Raw genomic sequence first — 20143 nt, 5'->3', positions numbered from 1 at the left:
ATGGGGAATTGGGAAAAAATATTCACTCCCTCAATGTATTGAGCAAGTCCTACTTCTTCTCTTATAGTATTTCTCAAGTTACTAGGGAATTGGGAATGGGGAATTGGGAAAAAATATTCACTCCCTCAATGTATTGAGCAAGTCCTACTTATTCTCTTATAGTCTTTCTCAAGTTACTGAGGTACAGTTGTTTTTCTTGTTTTTTACTCCCCTACTCCCTTACTCCCTACTCCCCTACTCCCTAAAATCAAATTTTGAGAATACCTTCTGGGTTTACTGATAGTAATTTTCGCCTTTGTAAACCCTCTATGGAAATAATTTCATTTCCTGCTAATAACCCACTACTAACAGCTCTTTCCATTAAACCACAAGGAAATGGCATCTTTACCCAATCTCCAGCAAACATTAAATTAGAAACACCACTATTAGTTTCCGGACGTTGTTGATAACTACCTGGAGGATAAGCAGAAAAATTTTTCTGGTTTACTAATTCTCGATGCAGCAAATTAGCATCTTTTAATTCCGGTACAATTTCATATAATTCTTGTGCAAAAGTTTTCAGTAAAATTTCTTGAGTGGGAAACTGTTTTTCCTTGTAACAATAAGCGTGTAATTCCACAACACTACCACCTGTTTTTTGATGCCATTGAATGAATTGTTCTTGAATGCGATGATAAAGAGTAATACTATCAGTTAATTCATAGCCAGATAGAGAAGTAAAATTGCTATGTTCCCAGTCAAAGTCTCGGTCAAACCAAAAACGACAGACTGCAAATGGGTCAGCTATATGTAATTTTTGTACCTGTGATTTTACATTTTGATTTACTTCTCCTTCCATCACATTAAATAAGTGTTGAACTCCTGGAACATCAGTAGCAAATACATAATAATCTGCTTTAATTTCTGTGGAGATAATTTCTGAGTTATTTTCCATTATGCCAACTAATTGCACTTGACTTTCTCGAGTTTTAGTAATTTTGTAGCGTGATAAATTTCGTTTTGCGGGACCTGCCAATACTTTTCCTTTTCTATCATAAACTGCACCGTGACAAGGACAGTAAAATTTTCCATCTTCTGCTAATTCAACAGTACACCCTTGATGAGTACAAGTTAGAGAAATAGCCTCATATGAATGAGGTTCAATAGCAAAGAGGCGATCGCTCGACCCAAAATAATTAACTTCCTCTTTGTTAATTTCCCAATTACGTTCTACCCAAAAAGGAATCAAATTTTTCACTTCTCCTAACTGATAACTAATTGAATTAATCTTATTGTCTTGCCAATTAATTTTACTAACCCCAACATCAGTAAAAATTTTACCTCCTTTACTTTCAATTTCTTGAGCAATTGGTTGTACTAAACTTGTACCCATATCTTGTCTCGTACCATTAAAAGCTAAACCTTCTGGATTACCAAAAAAATAGAAGTGAAAAAACTGCATTAACTCGGCAACACTCAACTTGTCTGGAGCATTAAGACTTGATTTAGCAAAAGGCAAAAAATACAGATCGTACAATCCTTGTGGAAAATCTTTTTCCACCCATTCAGCAACAGATAAATTGTCAAGTCGCTGATAAGTTTTCTCTACTTGAAAGCCACCTATAGCTCGAAAAACTTCCCAATGTTTAGGCTTTGCTAAATTAATTCCCCATCTAAATCTATTAGGAGAAGAAATTGCTAAATCTACTATATTCCAAGGAAAAGCAGAACTACTAGGACGAAATACTTCTGGTTGATATTTTCCTTCTCGAAACACCATAGAATAAAACTCTAAAGATTTAAAATTATCGGTAATATTCAGTTCTTCTACCAAACTATTCAGATTGTAATATTGAGGAAAAAAACCATGAAAACCATGTTCCATCATAAACTTTTCTCCCCCTACATCAACAGACCAACTAGCAATTTTTCCTCCTAGTTGTGGGGATTTTTCTAATAAAGTAACCGTAAAACCTCGCTGACTAAGTTCATAAGCACAAGCTAATCCTGCTAATCCACCCCCGACTACTACCACACTTTTAGAATTGTTTAAATATTTTGGTAAATCTAGATTATCTTGTACAAAAACTGTTGGTTGGGGTTTCGAGAATCGAGTATAACCCAGTAAACCAGTGGCAGCTCCAATAGTTAATAATTTGAGTATTGTTCGTCGCGAAACTAATGGAAATGATTTGAGATTAGTTAATTGATTCATCAGCAATAATTTGATTACTTTTGGAAATTTTCATTTGGGCGATTAACGTCCTGCTATATTGTAATTTAGTGCAGAATTTTTGCCTATAAAAATATAGCATACTTAAGGTTTTCTCAAGTTTTTGGATGACAATTAATATGAATAGTCGAAGAGTTTAATTCCCACAAATTTCCCTTGGAAAGAGGCTTAATAATTCAGGTTTATGCCATAATTTTCTTAGAATGGTACAACATAATTTTGCTTTGAATAGTTATAATAAAAAATAGAATTGCGTAGGTTGGGTTGAAGAATGAAACCCAACACTAATAGCTAATGTTTTTCTAGTAAATATTCCCGATAGTTCTAAATTAAAGATATTGATTAGTAAATGACTTTATTTGATTACTGTTGAAAATTTTCACTTAGAGCCGATTAACACCCTATCACATTGTAATTTAATGCCTAATTTTTGCCTATAAAAATATAGAATAATTAAGGTTTTCTAAAGTTTTTAGATAATCAAGTGTTTAAGGATATAGTCTAGCTAAATAATCTTTATTGTAGGTTTATGAGAATTTTTGAATGAAACAAAAATTGAGGCAACTAGCTTTAGGAATGACTTTAACAACTTTGTTGATAAGTTTAATTGCCTGTCAATCAACTTCGTCCGTTAAAAAAACTAAAGTTCGTGCTGCTCATAGTAATTGGGTTGAGGAACATTTCCAAACCGAAATAGTAAATATTGGTCTGGAAAAACTTGGTTATCAGATTGAAAAACCCAAAGAAATTGACTACCCTGCTATTTATTTGTCTGTTGCTAATAGTGACATAGATTATAGTACGATCAACTATGAAAAAGGACACCAAGAATTTTTTAATAATGCTGGGGGTAAAAAAAAGTTAGAGCGAGTTGGAGTTCTTACTCCTAATGTAGTACAAGGCTATCAAATTGATAAAAAAACTGCCGATCGATATAAAATTACTAATATTGGACAACTTAAAGACCCAAAAATTGCTCAACTATTTGATTCGGATGGTAATGGTAAAGCTAATTTAGTAGGGTGTAATCCTGGTTGGTTTTGTGAAATAATAATCGATCATCACATCAAAGCTTATGGATTAGAAGATACAGTTGAACACAAGAGAGGACAATACATTATTTTGCTTGCAGATATTATTAGTCGCTACCAACAAGGGAAAAGTGTTCTCTACTATGCTTATAATCCTCACTGGATATCTACAGTATTAAAACCAGATAAAGATATAATTTGGTTGGAAGTTCCCTTTACTTCTCTTCCAGAATCTCAGAAAAATATAACAGAAAAAGACACTACTATAGAAGGTAACAATCTTGGATTTGCTCTTGATAACCAGCGAATTTTTGCCAATAAAGAATTTTTAGCAGCTAACCCAGTTGCCAAACGTTGGTTTGAACTGGTTCAAATTCCTACAGAGGATATGAATGTTGAAAGTCTATATATTAAAGATGGTGAAGATTCTCCAGAGGATATCCGTCGCCATGCAAAAGAGTGGGTTAAAAATAATCAAGAATTGTTTGATAGTTGGCTAGAAGAAGCAAAAAAGGCGACAGATTTTTGACCTAGACTCAAGTAGTTGCTTTGCAAACTTTAGATTGATCCAAAAATATAAGGTCATAACAGATATAATAGTAATAATAACATCTGCACTCAAAAGACAAAAAATGAATATTTATAGATGAACTAGATGATTTTGGGAAGGTGCTATAATGGTTTCAGAACCTTTTATGGAGATGTCTCCATAGATAATGATTTAAAATGAAAATATCCTCGGTATGTAGCTATAACGAATGGGACCCTCTCGAAGAAATAATTGTTGGAACTATTGATGGGGTTACAGCACCTGTTTTAACCCATGACATGAAGACCTTCATCCGCAAGGACTACTGGAGCTTTTATCAGAAGTACGGCGGACAGCCCTATCCGACAGAATTGGTTGAGAAGGCTGCCAAAGCTCTCGACAATCTTCAAGAAGTGCTTGAAGGAGAAGGTGTCATTGTACGACGACCAGAACCTGTTGATTATGCCCATCATCTCTTTAAAACACCTTATTTTGAATCAGCAGGGTTCTTCAATGCTGATGTGAGGGATGTCTTGCTTGTTGTGGGCGACGAAATTATCGAAGCACCAATGTCTCAGCGATGCCGCTATTTCGAGTTCTTACGCTATCGGTCCTTAATCCAAGAATACTTCGGGCAGGGGTCACGCTGGACAGCAGCTCCCAAGCCCAAGATGTCTGATGCCCTCTACGATTGGGACTATCCTGAAGAGGATATGGCCTTTTTCCGTGGGGAGTCTGGTGTGCCAGATAGCGTTGGTCCTTTGAATGGTCGCTTCATTACCACCGAGTCGGAGCCTTGCTTCGATGCGGCTGATTTCACGCGCTTCGGCAGAGACATCTTGGCGCAGAGGAGCCACGTTACCAATGATTTGGGAATTCAGTGGATGCAGAGACATCTTGGCTCGGAGTACAGAGTCCACACGGTAAAGTTCCGCGATCCAGGCCCAATACATATGGATGCAACTTGGGTTCCCATCGGGGAAGGGCGTGTCTTGTCTTGCCCCGATCGTTCCTGTCTCTCACCTGATATCTTAGATATGTTTAAGCGGGGAGGATGGGAGATTCTTTATCCTCCTAGAGGCGTGGCAAATGCTGAATTTCATATGTCCAGCCGTTGGCTTTCCATGAATATTCTGATGATCGATGAGGAGAGAGTAGTTGTTGAAAAAAGTGAAGAACCAACCATTAAGTTTTTTAAAGAGATAGGCTTAAAGCCAATTTTAGTAGACTTCAAAGATCATTATGTTTTTGGGGGTGGGTTGCATTGTGCAACTTGCGATGTCCGCAGACGAGGCATATTGAAGTCATACTTCTAAGTCTGGAAACCAAAATTTACTTTAATTCTAAAGGAGAGAAGCATTTAAATGACAGTCTCACAACCAGCCCAGCCTAACAGAGCTTTTAAATACTTTGATTTGTATGGCTCAATGCGATCGCATAAAGTCATGTTAGAAGACATGGCGAGGATGGAAGCTTATCACTCGGCTATATTCAAAAACAAGTCAGAAACGATCGCCGATAAAGTTGTTCTTGATGTGGGCACAGGTACTGGTGTATTGGCTGTTTGGGCAGCTAAGGCGGGTGCCAAACGTGTTTATGCAGTGGATGCCAGTAATGCTGCTGAACTTGCTAGGCGGTTGGTTCAGGTGTCAAATGTATCAGATATAGTGACAGTTCTCCATTCCAAAGTTGAAGAGGTTGAAATTCCTGAGTCAGTAGATGCGATCGTCAGTGAGTGGATGGGTAGCCTTTTACTCAAAGAATCGATGTTTGACAGTGTGGCTTATGCTCGTGACAAATGGCTCAAGCCAGGAGGGTTGCTTTTGCCTTCCCATGCTACTATTCTGCTTGGGTTGTACGCGCCAACTAGCGATCAAGATCACTCCCATTTTGTCAGAGCTAAGTTTGAAAAAGAGATGGCAGAATGGAACGAAACGGTGAGTAATCTTCAACGTATTGATGTGGACTACTCCAGTTTCACAGATGAGTTGGAGCAGGACTTGTCAGACTACTTTTTGAGGAATGCGATCCGCGTCAACTACTTGTCCCAAGATAATCTCGCCTCAGACCCACAGCGAGTCCTTGAGTTTGACTGTGCAACTGTCGATCCTACTGAACTCGTCGAGTTCAGCAAGGATTTTCAGTTTACTGTAAGCAAGCACACTGAAATTAAAGGATTTCTCGGCTGGTTCACCACAGATTTTCCCAACGGAACAGTTCTGGACACAGGACCAGGAGAAGTTTACAATCATTGGGGACAGCAACTATACCCACTCCAAGAAAGCTTCAAAGTAGCACCTGGCGATCGGGTTGAGGGAACAATCACCCTTCGTCGAAACGGCGAGGAGTCGCGATTGAATGTGGTCGAGTTCAAATACCAAGTTGGCCGGGGTACTCAACAGACTGCTTTATTCAATATGGGTACTGTAGAACATATGTATAAGGGATCGAAAAGCGTGTTGTTTGGCCACGATCTCTGAAGAATTGGGAATGCTGGCGTTGCTGATTTGGGGAAGGTCTCAAACCTCCTCTTTTAAGGCGATGAAAAAAAGTTCACTTCAGTATTTCAAACTGATAACTGTTTAATCCCACTTAATTTTTTTTCCAGATTCTAGAGCATAGTAAAGTTCTAATCTATCCTGATTATTCAAAGTCATCTGAAAAGTAGAACCATCTTCTATCTTTCTAAAGAAGAGGATAAATTCACGATCTTTTTGAAATAACTTAACTTCGTAATCTTTAACTGTTCCCCGATCGAGCAACTGAGCATTTTGAGGTTCAGAAACTTTGACTATACCTCCAAATTTCTTACCAATTTTCATATCTGATAGTGCTGTAAATTTATCTATACCTCGACCTAAAAATGGAGTTTTATATGTTTCAATTTTAGGCATTGGATACTTACTTTTTAGTTCTGGAGACGACCATTTATAGTAATCAAAAAATGACAGTGGAATGTAAGAATCAGCCGCAAATTTCAGCTCTGATGAAGTTGAACGAGCTTCGGAAGATACATATACAATCATTCCCATATTTACTAAACTTTCAACAAGTGGTTTAAAATCCTTATCTCCAGATAGTAAAACTGCTTTTGTCATATTGTTGCGAATAGCGTGATTCATCATATCTACTGTGAGGAGAATACCAGCTTCTTTGTGACTTTTTTTTGTCAAATTCCCTAGCTTAACGTGATACTCTTCCAGAGAACGAATTCGATCGAAATAATCTTTTTGTTGAGATACACGATCTTCAAAATCTATTTTATTCTCATACTTACCTTGAATTCGATCTATATAGTCATAATAGAAAACTTTTCGAGCATCAAAAAAACTTTTGACGGCATTAAAATCAATGTTAATATTGTCATCTTCGACTTCATTTCCAAACCATTTAGAAGTAGTATCTATATAACTTTTTCTTAGGTAACTTCCATCAATAAATAAATAAGTTACTTTGGAAGATTGTAGGTCGGTAGAATTATGAATATTTGACATTTTTGATAATAAATCTATATTTTATACTTGAACTTTAATATTACATATTTTGCTATAAATAGCTTGTAAGTATTCTGCAGTAAGCTATTAGCTATGAGTTATTAACTCATTCAAACATTACGCAGTTTGGAGATATTGGAATATCCCCCTTTAATATGAAAAAGTATACCTCACTATTCTAAAAAGTGCTGTAAGTCTTCTCAGTAATCATGCCAGCATTAATTAAATTTTTGAAAAACTTTTCTATATCTGCTTTTTGTAGTTCAGAGTTAGCCAAAATTAACCGAATAATCACCTTATCTTGATAATAAGTATAATTAACAAAAGTTTCTCCTAATGCAATTAATCGATTGCGTATTTCTAAATTAAGCCGATCTAAAGCAGCAGAATCAAAGTTTTTTTCTCTTGATATATAACGGAAACAAATATTCAAAAATTTTGGTTCAACTATTAGTTCTAAATTTTCACAATTGCGAATATATTCTGTTGCATAATTAGCTAACTCAAACAAATTATCCACTTGCTTTTCATAACCTTTGTTCCCAGAGTATTTCCAACACAACCAAAATTTTAGTGCATCTACTTTTCTACCACATTGTAATGAAATTTTACCTAAATTATAGGAATCATTTTCATCATCATGGAAGAGATAATCTGTCCCTCCACCAGAACAAGTTTCTGACAATATTCCTTTTTCTTTAACTAAAATAGCCGAACAAATTAAAGGAACTCCCATTAATTTATGAGCATCCCAAGTCAAAGAATCAACTAACTCGCTTCCAGCTAATAAATACTTGTATTTTTCACTAAATAAAACAGGGGCACCCCAAGCAGCATCTACATGAAGCCATAATTTATATTTTTTAGTAATTTCTGCTAAAGCAGGTAAAGGATCGAAAGCTCCTAAAACAGTAGTTCCCGCAGTTGCACCAACAAAAAAAGGTATTTTCTTTTCTAATAAACTTTTTTGAATTGCCACTTCTAATTCTTGTGGAATTATTTTTCCGTCAATATCAGACTTAATTTTAACTAAATTTTCTATACCAATTCCTAATAAATTAGCAGCTTTTTCATAAGAATAATGAGTTTGTTCTGAAACAAAAGCGACTAATTGACGATCGCGCAATCCCTTAAACTTAGCTTCAGGTAAAACTTGATTTCGCCCACAAAGCATTCCCAACATATTAGCATTACTGCTCTATAAAACCGATACAAAACGTCACATAACGTGACAATTTGACGTTTACTTCCTGCTTCTACTGAGGCCGTCGGCGGTTACTCATCCACAGGCATTCATGCACAGGCATTCACGACCGAGCCGACCGCATTTCTTAAATTAATACTTGCGTTTAAATCTCTATCTATTGACAACCCACACTCAGAGCAATCATAAGTTCTCAGATTTAATGGCATATCTTGAACATGACCGCAGTTTGAGCAAGTCTTTGATGATGGAAAGAATCTATCTACTACCCAGAGCTTCAGAACCATACCATTGGCATTTATATTTAAGCTGTCGCCTAAATTCATAAAACCCTTGATCAGCTATAGATTTCGCCAGCTTATGGTTAGCTAACATACCCCTGACGTTTAAATCTTCTATGACAACTCTGCCGTGGTTTTTGGCTAAGTATGTTGTCAGTTTATGAAGTGCGTCTTTGCGGATGTTTGCTACCCTTCCATGCAATGCCGCTATCTTAAGTTGTGCTTTTTTCCAGTTAGCAGAACCAATTATTTTATTGCGGTAATGGTATTGTAGTCTAGAGAGCTTCTCTTCCAAGGAGCGGTAAGCTTTTACACTTGCAAACACTTTCCCATTACTTAAAGTTGCTAATATTTTGACACCTAAATCTACACCGATAACATCACCCACCCCTCTTGCTCCCCTCCCAGGAGGGGATGGGGGTGGGTTGTGAGGATGAAATTCATAGCTACAGCTAAGATACCAATCTCCTGCCTGTCTACTAATGGTGATTTTTTTAGTTGTTGCTTCAATGGGTTCATAAGTTTTAACAATACCAATAAAAGGTAATTTATGATTCCATCCATTTAATTCTATTGGTTTTCCAGAATTATCAATTGTGAAAGAATCAGACCTACCCTTCTTTTTAAACTTTGGGTATTTTCCTAATCCTTTAAAGAACCTTTTAAATGCTTCACCTAAGTTGATAAAAGTATATTGGTAAACTTTAGATGACAAGTTTTTCATCCAAGGATATAAAGGCTTTGTGTGGTTAGTAAAAACTTCTCTAATTGTACGAATATTAGGTTTGTCACCAGCCTTGTAAGCAGCATTCCATAAACTTAAACCCCAGTTATAACACCAACGTGAGTAACCTGCGTGTTGAGCCATCAGGGTTCTCTGCTTGTTATTCAGTTTGAGCTTGGTTCTGATGGATTTCATGTATGCGTATTGGCAGTATAATGGTATGATTTTTAACTTATTATATCGTTATTCTTTGATTAAGTCAATGCTCTTTTTTTTAGTTGACAATTGTGATTTTCGGGCAGCCAAAAATAACTATCGTATTATACTGCGTTATAACGTAAATTGTTAACTAGGTCAAAACTCCCACCCGTAACCATTAAACCTTCACCATCATTAAATCCCACTAACACTATTCAAATGTTTAATCAATTCCATTTCCATAAGTGTAGCTACAGGTGCAACATCATAAGTGTGCATAGTTGTATTAGTTGCACTTGTGATCGTCTCAGCTAATATTCCTGGAATACTATACCCGCTAAAAAGTAGATTGAAAAATTGAGTGCTACCTGTTCTGACACTATATTTGAGGTAAGATTCTACTACATAAATTAACTCTTCTAAACTAACCCCATCATCCGGTAAAGTTAAATCAAGCTTTTCCTTAAGAACATTAACAGTTTGATAATTAACAACTTTTGTATCTAGATCGGAATTACTTTCTAAATATTTGACAATTAAGGCAACTACTTGATTCAAAACTTTTGTTGTATTTGTCATTAGGAAATATTGATTTTTTTTAATGGTAGATTTCTGCTACAAATCAACTTTTTTTCAAATTTTTGTAGATACTTTCCAGAGAAATTATCTAGATTTGTTGTTCCAGCATATCTAAAATATAATGTGCACCTTTCATCATTAGTTATAATAAAGTTTTTGTTAGTAGTTGGGCTAGAGCAATAAGATAACTATTTCCTGGGCTAAAGCCCAACTACTAGCCTAGTGCCGCTACGCGGAAGTTAAAAGTCAAAAGTTAAAAGTCAAAAGTATTGATTAGTAAGGTTTTTAGGATTTTGTCACTGGTCACTTATTTCCGTCATCCTGCACTAGTTATAACTGTTTTACCGAAAATAATATAATATTAAATCCGGTGCAAAAACATCACAACCAATAAACCAAAAGAATGATTATAAAGTAACTGAATCTATGTACAATCAAGCAGGTTTTTAATAATTCGTTTTTTGAGCAAACTTGTCCATAAATTCAATCAAATTTTTAACTGCATCTAGAGTGACAGCATTATAAAGACTGACACGACATCCTCCCTGAGTACGATGTCCAGCTACACCCACAAGTCCTGATTCAAACGCTTCTTGAATGAATTGTTCTTCTAAGCTTTTCGTAGGCAACCTAAAAACTACATTCATGCGCGATCGCGACTCAACTTCTACAGGACAATCAAATAAAGGTGTTGCATCAATAAAATCATAGAGAGCAGAAGATTTTTGCCAGTTAATCTTTTCCATTGCTTCTACTCCACCAATATCTTCTTCTATCCAGCGCAAAATCTGCCACATAACGTAGATAGAAAAACAGGGAGGTGTATGATAATTAGACTTGCGTTCGATGTGGGTACGATAATCTAGAAGTTCTGGCAGATCGTCCGGACTATTTTCCAAAATACTCTTTCGGATCACAACCGCAGTCACCCCAGAAAGTCCGACATTTTTCTGAGCGTGTGCATATATACAAGCACAGGGAGAAGGATCGATCGCCTTACTCAAAAAGTCAGAACTCATATCAGCAACAATAGGAATAGGAACTTTAGGAAAATTGTGAAATTGAGTTCCGACAACAGTATTATTGGTGCAAAGATGTAAATATTTAGCTTCAGAGCGTGTTTGAATACTGTCCGAGTTAGGAACATAAGTATGGTTGCGATCGCCTGATGCAGCAATAATCTCTAAATCTCTACCCAAACTTTTTGCTGCTTTAATAGCTTTTTCTGCCCAATATCCGGTATCAATGTAATCTATTTTATCTCCCGGATGAGATAAATTCATTGGCACCATCAGAAATTGTAGGGAACCTCCCCCCTGGAGAAATATTACTTCAAATTCGTCAGACAAATTCATCATTCTCTTAATTCGAGCACCACTATCATCAATAATATGCTGAATCTCATCTGTGCGATGGCTTAATTCCATCACACTCATACCCGTATTGTTATAGTTAAAAAACTCCGAGTGAACTCGCTCCAGCACAGGTAAAGGTAAAGCACCAGGACCTGCATAAAAATTATAAACTCTGTCTTTCATAGGGGACTTGAGAAACAATAAAGGACAAATTCAGACTAAAGTAATTCTATCAGGACTTACGCAAAGATACTATATAGGGCTTGCTGATTAAATCTTAAAGCCTTTTTTGAAAAAGTTGCACTTTTTCAGCTGGAGCGACCAAAAAGTTAGGATTTTGAGCTGACTATGGGAGAAAAATCAAGGGATAATTCTTCCTACTGCCTCCTCTAAATTCCCCATTCCCCATTCCTCCTGACTCCTGACTCCTACCCCAGCAAAAAAACTTTATTCAGCAAACCCTATATATATAGCGCCTACTAACTTAGGCGTTAGCGGAGCTTTGTGTCAGCAATCGCTTAAAAATTTTTAAGCGTTGGCGGAGCAAGTGCGGCAGCTAGATCGCCTCAAGATTTTTACCATTCATTGAAAAATGAATGGTAAAAAACCTAAATATGTTCAAATTACTGCTTCTTTTAATGTCTGAACACCATAGAATGCTGGAGTACCACATTCGTGAGCATCTTTTCCAACAAGCTTTCCATTGACAATATATTCCTTATCCATTAAGTTTTGATGCCACTCTACCATTGCATCAGTCCAGGGAGTATCAATCTTTAGCATTTCAGCATACCACTTCATAATACAAAGACCATAGGGAATATCATCCTTAAAGAAACGTGTGTCAGGATTTGGAGCAAAACCACCCTTAAACTCTCGCACAGGAGTTTTAACTCCCCGATGTGCATAGCTAGTGGCGTAAATCGTTTTCAAAGAACTTTTGTCCTTTACTAAATCAGAAAAGTCTTCAGCCAATCTCTCGTCTAAGGGCTTGACATAATCTAAGTTAACCTCTGGCAATTCTTTGATAATCCCTTGTTTGATTAATTGAAGCTCATCACTAAGACGTCCAATACAATCTGCTGAAAATTCATCCATATCTTCATATAGTAGTGGAATATCCTCTTCCGAGTAAGGTGAGACACCATCCCAGTTATGAAAAATCCCATAATACCGACCTGCATGAACGATCTGATTAGATGGAGTTAGGGTTGTACTTAAAAAATTAGGTAGGAATGTTATTGTAGAATGCCTGAGTATTCTCTCTAACCATGAAGACAACTTATCTTTATCTGGAGAATTAGTAGCTACCCGGAGGGACTTCTGTGGTCCAATAATACGAGCCTTCTTCCCGTACTCCATAGTTTTACAAAGCCAAGGGATTGTTTGAAACCCAAAAAAGTATGAATTGGGCAATAATGATTGAGCATTAAAGTGAGTACATCCTTGGGCATAAAGTAAACCGACATGGCTATCTGGGTCTACATAAGGAGCTATTCGAGAAAGGATTTCATCATAGACATATACAGGACCACATATGAGGATCAAATCGCTGCCTGGGATGACATCTTCTGGGTTAGAACTAATAATCGATATATCGGCCTCAGAAATTGGAGTCGTATCACTTTCATAGAAAACTTCAATTCGTTGGTTCCAATCTTCGGGACGGCGAGTCATTACGCGGGTTTCAACCTCTTTTGGCCCAAGACCAGCTAATGTATGTCCGCAGTTACCCCCTCCTATAACAGTTAAAACAAAATCACTCATAATCTTTTTTTGATAGCTTGGTTCTCAAATCAATTGTTCAATTCGCTGCTCTATAATATCATATCAAATCCGCTGGCTACGGTTGCCGAGAAATCGGAGTGATATAATTCTACTATCAGAAAAAGAGTTAAAACTCCTAGTTTGTCGAGGGTTTGGAGACCAAACCCCTACGGTCTGGAATTCTACCGATACTACCGGATTTGATATCACTCTTTAACAGCAAAGGAACTGGATTTAGCGATATAGATGCCCAGTAGAACTAGACAAAATGCTACATAGTTCCAGAAACTCAACACCTCTGCAAACAACACCCAAGCTAAGAAACCATTGATGATGGGAACGAGTAGCTTGCTCATAGAAAGTAAGCCTGAAGATAAATTCTTGAGGCAATACATCACAAGTCCTTGCCCTAGAAGTTGACAAATTAAACCTAGCAAAATTACAAATGTCCACCCTGACCAAGAATGGGGAAATAGCTGATTTTCGGCGATCAAGGCAAGAGGTAATATAGATATAGTCGATATTGTAGAAATCCACCCCAGAATCGTTACAAAACTTAAGTGAGAGCGTAGATATTCTACAGAAAGCAAATATATGCTATAGAAGATTGATGCCACTATAGCAACTCCATCTGCTTTTAAACTTGCTGTGGCAAGTTTCCAGTCTTCTATTCCAATGATAGAAGCTCCTGCAATAGCGACTCCCATCCCGATTAAAAATAAATTGTCAAACTTTTGGCTCCATATTAGCCAACCTAACAGAACAGTCCATATCGGAGTCATATTGGCTAATAAACAAGTATTTGTAATGCTAATTTGACTTAGAGACCAAGCCAATAAGAGCAGATGGCCAGCTAAACTAATTCCTGCTACTAATAATTGCAGCCAAACTAAAGGAGTATAAGGATTGTGTTTGCAAGATTTATCTGATGAAAATTGCTCTTTAATATACTGTAGTCCATTCCACAATCCTAAGAGAATCGTGACCAGCCAAACGCGATTAAATGCAGCTGCAAAAGGACCTATTTCTGCCTCAAGGAATCGGAAAAAAATGGGAATCCAAGAGAGGGCAAATATAGCTAGTCCTAAGGATGCAAACACTCTTAAATTACCTATCTTATCAACTTGTTCCTGCATAACTTTCAAGATCAACTGCTTCTAAATACTCTCATATTATATTTGGCATCTCTATTTCTATAAAGGACATTTCTAGGAAGTGCCAGACATCTTTCAAACCATGAATGCCGGAAGCTTCCAGTCTTTGCCTATTACGAATATTGAGACATGGAACAAGTGTCCGTTTACTGTCAATATTATTATCTACCTTTTGTTTTCCAATCAAAATAAATAATAACTTCAAGTTATGAATTATTCTTCCTGAATAGAAGATTTACTCGATAAAGCTAAATAAATACCCAGTAGAACCAATACAAAAGCAATCCAGTCCCATAAACTTAATCTTTCGGAGAAAATTATCCATGCTTCAATAGCTGTCAGAACTGGATCGATAAGTAAAAATAGGGCCACAAACCCCGCAGATAATTTATTGAGGGTATAAGTGATAAGTCCCAGTCCTAAAACCTGGCAGATAACAGCTAAACAAATCACGGCTAACCACCCATTCCATGAGTAAGGAAAAATTTTTTCCCCAGTAAGTATCAGGATAGGTAAAATTAAAATAGCTCCAGTTAACGAACTCCACATTAATATTTTGGTAGCACTTAATTTGCTTTGTAATTGTTCTATTATCAGTAAGTATCCTGCATAGAAAACTGCAGAGAATAAAGCAGCTGCATCACCTAATATTTTATTAGTTGTACCATTAGCTATTTGTATATCTTCGATACCAATAAAAACTATTCCTACAATGGTTATTACCATCCCTATCAAAAATTTTTCTTCAAAACGCTGACCAAAAAAAATCCATGCGCTCAAAGTTGTAAATATGGGAGTAAAATTATGCAAGACAGTAGAAATACCAATACTTGTTTGAGTTATAGACCAAGCCCAAAGTGATTGAAATCCCAGATAACTAAAACCTAATCCTAACAATAGTAAAATAACAGTTTTTGTGTAAGGCCTATCTTCTACAGACTGTAGATTTAATTGTCTATTAGATAGTTTTAGATAAACAAAATTAAGAGTATTCCCAAAACCGAGAACTACAGTCGCAATCCACAAACGATTAAAAACTGTTGCATTTGGACTAATTTATGTTTCACTCCATTTAATAAATATTGCTGCAAAAGATAGCCCAACTGCAGCTATGAATAATAATGCGATCGCGATTAATTTTTATCTATCAAATAACTTTGATTATTCTGATAATAGCAATTGATTTTTCATTACATTTAGATGAATAATGGAGTGTTTAAATCGCTGTTTTTTTCTGTGAAAATCTCTCTTTATATAGTAGGGATTAACGACTGTTAACCCCTAGAATTTGTGTATTATTTCACATGGATATTTCAACAATGAATAATGAATAATTAATAATGAATAATTACCTCTCCTTGAAAAGAAGAGGATTGACTAATCATGAAAATTTTTATTTATTATCCCCTGAAAAGGGGAGGCTTTAAACCCAAATTTTTCGGTAAGTCCCGATCAAATATATTTTAGCTATTTTAAATATGCTTTAGCTAAATAATCTCTTACTTAAGATTAATTTAACAAGATACTATAAATGTCTAGTATCAATCAACATATTTTATTAATTATTAAACAGAGTAATCTTAAATTGTTAAGACAATAAATGAATAAAATTAGGTTGAAATTTAGTTATGAGCAAGTTTAAACAAGGTAAATTTGAACAATAATTAAATAGCAATGAGTGAAAGTTTATATTTAGAAACAAGTGTTATTGGTTATTTAACCGCCAGACCAAGCCAAAATCTAATTGTTGCTGCTAATATGGCAGTAACCAGAGAATGGTGGGATAATTGCCGAAGCAATTTTGAAATATACGTCTCTCAAGTAGTCTTGGATGAGGCAGCTAGGGGCGACCCAGAAATGGCTCAAAATAGAATAGAGATGATTAAAGACTTTCCCTTTCTCTTTGATAATCAAACTGTTACAAACTTGATTCAACAGTTTCTCCAACAAACGAATCTTCCCCTTAAAGCTAGTGATGATGCGTTGCATATTGCCCTAGCAACTGTTTATAGTTTAGACTATCTTTTAACATGGAATTGTCGCCATATTGCTAACCCTAATATTCAGAGAAAATTATCTGAAATTAGCACTAACTTTGGCTATCAATTACCAATACTTTGTACACATTATCAATTAGCACGAAAAAACAATGATGTTACCTGATGAAATTTTAGAAGAAATTTACAAAATTCGAGAAGAACACGCCAAAGCTTTTAACTACGATCCGGAATTAATATTAGCTGATTGGTTAGAAAAACAAAAGCAATTCGAGAAAGAATGGAAAGGGAAAATCAAGTTCATTAAAACTCCTTTGAAAAAAAGAAAAGCAGGACTTACGCAAAATATCGAAAGTCCTAATTAGGTTTTTTATCTCTGATATTTCGCCAGACTACTATTCAAGTCATCAATTAGACTATCTATTGGATCGTTAAAACCGATAGATAATCTAATCAAACTATCCGTAATTTTTAATGATTCTCTATCCTCCTCCGATAAATAGTAGTAGGTAAAAGGCGCAAGTTGTTCAATATAAGTTTCTGCCGAACCAAAATTTGAAGCAATATATGGAATTGTCAAATTATCAATAAATTCAGAGGTCTCATTTTTTGAAAGTTTGAGTTCAAAAGTTACAACACCACCATACCCATTCGTAAAATATTTCTGGGCGAGTTCCCGATGAGGATGAGAGTCTAAGCCTAAATAATATACCTTAGAAACCAAAGGGTGTGAGTTTAAAAACTCTGTCAGTTTCTTACCAGCAGCATTCAAATACTCCATTCTCAACCGAAACGTTTTCAAATGTTGACTCAGTGTAAACACATCCCGAACGCCAGGAATCACTCCAGTAATATTCCTGAAATTTCTGATTTTATCGATCGCTATTGATTAATTTTAATAGCTTCCTCTTTTCGTCTTTTATTTGTATTTGTATAATCCCCGGCTGACTTCGCTTCAATTAATAGTGGCAATTCACCAACTTGAGAATTAAACGGCATAATAATAGTATCAATAGGAATATTAATCTGTTTGCTACCTTTAGGTTGTTTTACTGATATATTCATCCGAAATGAAAAACTGCCTGGATTGAGTTGATTAAACTGTAAACCACTGCCAGTTTCAATATAAGAATAACCTCTGTTTTCTAACCAATTTTTCATAGTAGAAAGTTGTCTTTGTTCTTGAGCATTACGAATAATAGGGTCAGCTAAATTACCACATAAGCGATCGGCAACAATAGTAGCAGCTCTAGTAGCTTCTATATCGGTTGCTTGTCTACCACTTTCGAGCCAAGGAAAGATATCTTTATCTAGCAATCTAATAATAATTAGACAAATTTTATCAAGTTCAGAATGAATTTCTTCTGGATTCATTCGTGGCGGTATTCGTAGTTTTTCTTCCATATTCTTAACAAGATTAGGTCGTACATCAGCAAGTCCAATGAGTCGATCGCGAGCAATAGGTGGCGCTGTTGCCATCCGCAATATAGGCAAGATAAATGGGTGCTGATACAGTATCTCCCGTGAGATATTTGTGAAATTAGCTGTCAACATTAATGTGGACTCAACCTTTTGAGTGGTACTAAGACGAGTTTCTTTGTATGTTATCGGAGCAAACTCAAGAAACCAATTATTGTAGAAATCTACTGACTGAGTAATATCTTTTTTCCACAGATGGGGTTTATCTGCATTTACTGGCATTATTAAAACTTTTAAGCTCCTCAAATAATAACTTTAACTACAAGGGGAATGTAGGTTGAAAAAATCTATCAATAGGCAAAAACTAACAAAGTAGGGACGTTCCATGGAACATCCCTACAGGGTTATCCTTTTTTTTACGTGTTTCACTGAGCGTCAACACTGCTGTATGCTCAAGAAACAGGAGCAAAATACAACACCATAAACTGTTCTGGTTGTAAACCCAATGATTCATAAGTTCGCCCATTATCGTCGCAAAACTCAACCTCAAATGCTTTTCCACTAGCCAGAATTTCTACTATTGTACCTACCTGTCCGCGATATAAATTTACTTCTGGTAAGTCTTCTGTAAGAGCTACTACGTCTAATAGTTTGATTGTTTCATTCATATTTTTACCTTCAATAATTATAGAGGATAACAGGTTGTTAACCTTGGTATATCTGAGCCATGCTCAATAATCCACCCACTACGAACTGTAGCACTTTTGTTATTCCATTCAAGCATAAAATCTAGAGTATAGCGTTGTCCATATCCATCTGTACGTCCTAGTTGAGCATCATAAATATCAACAACTTTAAGAAGTATGTTACGCAGTTCTTCTGCATCATTAGCAGTCATGCCAAGAATAGATTCAAATAACCGCGCTTTGTGCTTACCCCCTGAATGCTCTGGAGAGAGGCAATAATCGCGCAACTTCCGAACATCAACTTCTGCAAGTTTTGAATTAGGAATTTTCATATTTATAGATAATCAGAAGTACACTTTATACTTTTTTTCAAGTAAACTCCATTGATAAATAAATAACTATACCAATTTATTTTCAGAATATCATAAATAGTTTCGCTCCTGATAAAGTCAAATCATCTTTTGAAATTATTGTCATGTCAAAATTATCACTATGAAACACTGTATAAATTCATTCAATCCCATTCAATTTTTTTTCCATATTTTAGGAAGTAATAAAGTTCTAGTCTTTCTTGACTATTGAAACTTAACTTTAAAGTCCAACCACCTTCTATCTTCTCAAAAAAGAGAATAAACTGACTATCTTTTTGAAACAATTCTGCTTTATAACCATTGACTTTTCCCTGCTTAAGAAATTTAGCATCACTAGGTCTATAACGCTGTGGAGTATCTCCACCACCCGCTTGATCAATTTTGGGTGTTGGATACTTTTTTTTCAGTTCTGGAGATGACCAACTATAGTAATTCTCAAATAATAGAGGTATATAATCATCAGCAGCATATCTAAGTTCTGGGGAAGTTGAACGAGGTTCGGAAGCTATTTTTACATACATTCCCATAGTAACTAGACTTTCAACAACTGGTTTAAAATCTCGATCGCCAGCAATTAAAACTGCATTGGTCATGTTATTACGAATCGTGTGATTCATCATATCTACTGTTAATAGAACATCCACTTCTTTTTGACGTTTGTTGTTTGGATTACCTACCAAAGTTCCTAACTTAACATGATATCCTTCTAGAGAACGGATTTGATTAAAATCATCCTTTTGTTGAGATACACGAGCTTTAAAATCTTCTTCTTTCTCATTTTTATTGTGAATTTCATCAAGGCAGTCATAATAGAAAACCTTTCGAGCATTAAAACGACTTTTGATTGCAGCAAAGTCAATATCTCTGCCATCTCCAACGTCATTTCCGAACCATTGAGAAGTGCAGTCTTTGTAGCTTCTCCTCAAATAACCTCCATCAATAAATAAATAGGTTATTTCTGGTGGTTTATTACTAGGAGGACGAGTATATACTGGCATTTTTTGCAATAAATCTAAATTTTTACTTCAAATTGTATTTTTTATACTACAATGAATAAAAGCCACCTGCAAATGTTGACCAAATTTTTTGTTGATAGATACTCTTTTTACAAGACTAACAGGACTTACGCAGAGACACTATAT

Annotated in this window: 17 protein-coding genes and 2 pseudogenes; 5 read left to right on the top strand and 14 right to left on the bottom strand. The window is 35.8% G+C overall.

The genetic code is table 11. From position 1 onward, the window contains the following. Positions 1-247: 247 nt before the first annotated feature. On the bottom strand, positions 248-2194 hold the full coding sequence (locus ACP6PM_RS27935) for an FAD-dependent oxidoreductase (RefSeq protein WP_426590156.1): 1947 nt from the start codon (positions 2192-2194) through the stop codon (positions 248-250). 561 nt (positions 2195-2755) lie between these two features. Here ACP6PM_RS27935 and proX point away from each other — a divergent pair. From proX to ACP6PM_RS27920, 3 genes are all read left to right on the top strand, one after another. Further along, positions 2756-3772: a glycine betaine/L-proline ABC transporter substrate-binding protein ProX gene (gene proX, locus ACP6PM_RS27930; RefSeq protein WP_426590155.1), complete on the top strand. Its 1017-nt coding sequence runs from the start codon at positions 2756-2758 to the stop codon at positions 3770-3772. A 197-nt stretch (positions 3773-3969) separates the two neighbouring features. Further along, the gene (locus tag ACP6PM_RS27925) at positions 3970-5088 is read left to right on the top strand and encodes a hypothetical protein (protein ID WP_426590154.1); all 1119 of its coding nucleotides are present in this window, start codon (positions 3970-3972) and stop codon (positions 5086-5088) included. A 48-nt stretch (positions 5089-5136) separates the two neighbouring features. Then, positions 5137-6252, top strand: coding sequence for a methyltransferase domain-containing protein (locus tag ACP6PM_RS27920; protein WP_426590153.1), 1116 nt, complete (start codon positions 5137-5139; stop codon positions 6250-6252). Between the two features lie 102 nt (positions 6253-6354). Here the strand turns inward: ACP6PM_RS27920 and ACP6PM_RS27915 are convergent, their stop codons facing one another. The 8 genes and pseudogenes from ACP6PM_RS27915 to ACP6PM_RS27880 all read right to left on the bottom strand — a co-directional run bounded on the left by ACP6PM_RS27915 (position 6355) and on the right by ACP6PM_RS27880 (position 15584). Next, positions 6355-7266, bottom strand: a complete 912-nt coding sequence (locus ACP6PM_RS27915) for an NYN domain-containing protein (protein ID WP_426590152.1) — start codon at positions 7264-7266, stop codon at positions 6355-6357. Positions 7267-7444: 178 nt separating this feature from the next. Further along, positions 7445-8452, bottom strand: a pseudogene (locus ACP6PM_RS27910) (pyridoxal phosphate-dependent decarboxylase family protein); the annotation flags it as partial. Positions 8453-8559: 107 nt separating this feature from the next. Further along, positions 8560-9670: pseudogene (locus ACP6PM_RS27905) on the bottom strand (RNA-guided endonuclease InsQ/TnpB family protein). 198 nt (positions 9671-9868) lie between these two features. Beyond that, positions 9869-10252 carry a pyridoxal-dependent decarboxylase gene (locus ACP6PM_RS27900; protein ID WP_426590151.1) on the bottom strand — a complete coding sequence of 128 codons (384 nt, stop codon included), beginning with the start codon at positions 10250-10252 and terminating at the stop codon, positions 9869-9871. 446 nt (positions 10253-10698) lie between these two features. Next, positions 10699-11790, bottom strand: coding sequence for a 3-phosphoserine/phosphohydroxythreonine transaminase (serC, locus tag ACP6PM_RS27895; RefSeq protein WP_426590150.1), 1092 nt, complete (start codon positions 11788-11790; stop codon positions 10699-10701). Positions 11791-12225: 435 nt separating this feature from the next. Next, positions 12226-13374 (bottom strand): NAD/NADP octopine/nopaline dehydrogenase family protein, encoded by a 1149-nt coding sequence (locus ACP6PM_RS27890; protein WP_426590149.1) that lies wholly within the window; start codon positions 13372-13374, stop codon positions 12226-12228. Between the two features lie 206 nt (positions 13375-13580). Next, positions 13581-14510 (bottom strand): DMT family transporter, encoded by a 930-nt coding sequence (locus tag ACP6PM_RS27885; protein ID WP_426590148.1) that lies wholly within the window; start codon positions 14508-14510, stop codon positions 13581-13583. A gap of 231 nt (positions 14511-14741) precedes the next feature. Beyond that, positions 14742-15584 (bottom strand): DMT family transporter, encoded by an 843-nt coding sequence (locus ACP6PM_RS27880; RefSeq protein ID WP_426590158.1) that lies wholly within the window; start codon positions 15582-15584, stop codon positions 14742-14744. A gap of 618 nt (positions 15585-16202) precedes the next feature. Here ACP6PM_RS27880 and ACP6PM_RS27875 point away from each other — a divergent pair. Both ACP6PM_RS27875 and ACP6PM_RS27870 read left to right on the top strand, forming a co-directional pair. Then, positions 16203-16691, top strand: a complete 489-nt coding sequence (locus tag ACP6PM_RS27875; RefSeq protein ID WP_426590147.1) for a type II toxin-antitoxin system VapC family toxin — start codon at positions 16203-16205, stop codon at positions 16689-16691. Then, positions 16678-16890, top strand: a complete 213-nt coding sequence (locus ACP6PM_RS27870) for a hypothetical protein (RefSeq protein ID WP_426590146.1) — start codon at positions 16678-16680, stop codon at positions 16888-16890. The genes ACP6PM_RS27875 and ACP6PM_RS27870 overlap by 14 nt, the downstream gene beginning before the upstream one ends. 5 nt (positions 16891-16895) lie before the next feature. Here ACP6PM_RS27870 and ACP6PM_RS27865 read toward each other — a convergent pair whose 3' ends face one another. From ACP6PM_RS27865 to ACP6PM_RS27845, 5 genes are all read right to left on the bottom strand, one after another. Continuing rightward, positions 16896-17396 (bottom strand): PLP-dependent transferase, encoded by a 501-nt coding sequence (locus tag ACP6PM_RS27865; RefSeq protein WP_426590157.1) that lies wholly within the window; start codon positions 17394-17396, stop codon positions 16896-16898. 11 nt (positions 17397-17407) lie between these two features. Then, positions 17408-18226 (bottom strand): XamI family restriction endonuclease, encoded by an 819-nt coding sequence (locus ACP6PM_RS27860; RefSeq protein WP_426590145.1) that lies wholly within the window; start codon positions 18224-18226, stop codon positions 17408-17410. Between the two features lie 170 nt (positions 18227-18396). Next, a complete protein-coding gene (locus ACP6PM_RS27855; protein WP_426590144.1) occupies positions 18397-18612 on the bottom strand; it encodes a DUF4926 domain-containing protein in 216 nt (71 codons plus the stop codon). A gap of 17 nt (positions 18613-18629) precedes the next feature. Beyond that, a complete protein-coding gene (locus tag ACP6PM_RS27850) occupies positions 18630-18962 on the bottom strand; it encodes a DUF6883 domain-containing protein (protein WP_426590143.1) in 333 nt (110 codons plus the stop codon). Between the two features lie 182 nt (positions 18963-19144). Next, positions 19145-19999, bottom strand: a complete 855-nt coding sequence (locus ACP6PM_RS27845; protein WP_426590142.1) for an NYN domain-containing protein — start codon at positions 19997-19999, stop codon at positions 19145-19147. Positions 20000-20143: the final 144 nt, after the last annotated feature.

Source organism: Dapis brunnea BLCC-M229 (assembly GCF_050015995.1).
Classification (GTDB): domain Bacteria; phylum Cyanobacteriota; class Cyanobacteriia; order Cyanobacteriales; family Microcoleaceae; genus Trichodesmium.
Note: the sequence above shows the minus strand (reverse complement) of the source record. Positions and strands in the feature narration are given on the sequence as shown.

What these genes read in the sequence shown, in the direction of transcription:
- ACP6PM_RS27935 (WP_426590156.1), bottom strand. Translation starts at nt 2,194, where the DNA reads ATGAATCAATTAACTAATCTCAAATCATTTCCATTAGTTTCGCGACGA.
- proX (WP_426590155.1), top strand. Translation starts at nt 2,756, where the DNA reads ATGAAACAAAAATTGAGGCAACTAGCTTTAGGAATGACTTTAACAACT.
- ACP6PM_RS27925 (WP_426590154.1), top strand. Translation starts at nt 3,970, where the DNA reads ATGAAAATATCCTCGGTATGTAGCTATAACGAATGGGACCCTCTCGAA.
- ACP6PM_RS27920 (WP_426590153.1), top strand. Translation starts at nt 5,137, where the DNA reads ATGACAGTCTCACAACCAGCCCAGCCTAACAGAGCTTTTAAATACTTT.
- ACP6PM_RS27915 (WP_426590152.1), bottom strand. Translation starts at nt 7,266, where the DNA reads ATGTCAAATATTCATAATTCTACCGACCTACAATCTTCCAAAGTAACT.
- ACP6PM_RS27900 (WP_426590151.1), bottom strand. Translation starts at nt 10,252, where the DNA reads ATGACAAATACAACAAAAGTTTTGAATCAAGTAGTTGCCTTAATTGTC.
- serC (WP_426590150.1), bottom strand. Translation starts at nt 11,790, where the DNA reads ATGAAAGACAGAGTTTATAATTTTTATGCAGGTCCTGGTGCTTTACCT.
- ACP6PM_RS27890 (WP_426590149.1), bottom strand. Translation starts at nt 13,374, where the DNA reads ATGAGTGATTTTGTTTTAACTGTTATAGGAGGGGGTAACTGCGGACAT.
- ACP6PM_RS27885 (WP_426590148.1), bottom strand. Translation starts at nt 14,510, where the DNA reads ATGCAGGAACAAGTTGATAAGATAGGTAATTTAAGAGTGTTTGCATCC.
- ACP6PM_RS27875 (WP_426590147.1), top strand. Translation starts at nt 16,203, where the DNA reads ATGAGTGAAAGTTTATATTTAGAAACAAGTGTTATTGGTTATTTAACC.
- ACP6PM_RS27870 (WP_426590146.1), top strand. Translation starts at nt 16,678, where the DNA reads ATGATGTTACCTGATGAAATTTTAGAAGAAATTTACAAAATTCGAGAA.
- ACP6PM_RS27860 (WP_426590145.1), bottom strand. Translation starts at nt 18,226, where the DNA reads ATGCCAGTAAATGCAGATAAACCCCATCTGTGGAAAAAAGATATTACT.
- ACP6PM_RS27855 (WP_426590144.1), bottom strand. Translation starts at nt 18,612, where the DNA reads ATGAATGAAACAATCAAACTATTAGACGTAGTAGCTCTTACAGAAGAC.
- ACP6PM_RS27850 (WP_426590143.1), bottom strand. Translation starts at nt 18,962, where the DNA reads ATGAAAATTCCTAATTCAAAACTTGCAGAAGTTGATGTTCGGAAGTTG.
- ACP6PM_RS27845 (WP_426590142.1), bottom strand. Translation starts at nt 19,999, where the DNA reads ATGCCAGTATATACTCGTCCTCCTAGTAATAAACCACCAGAAATAACC.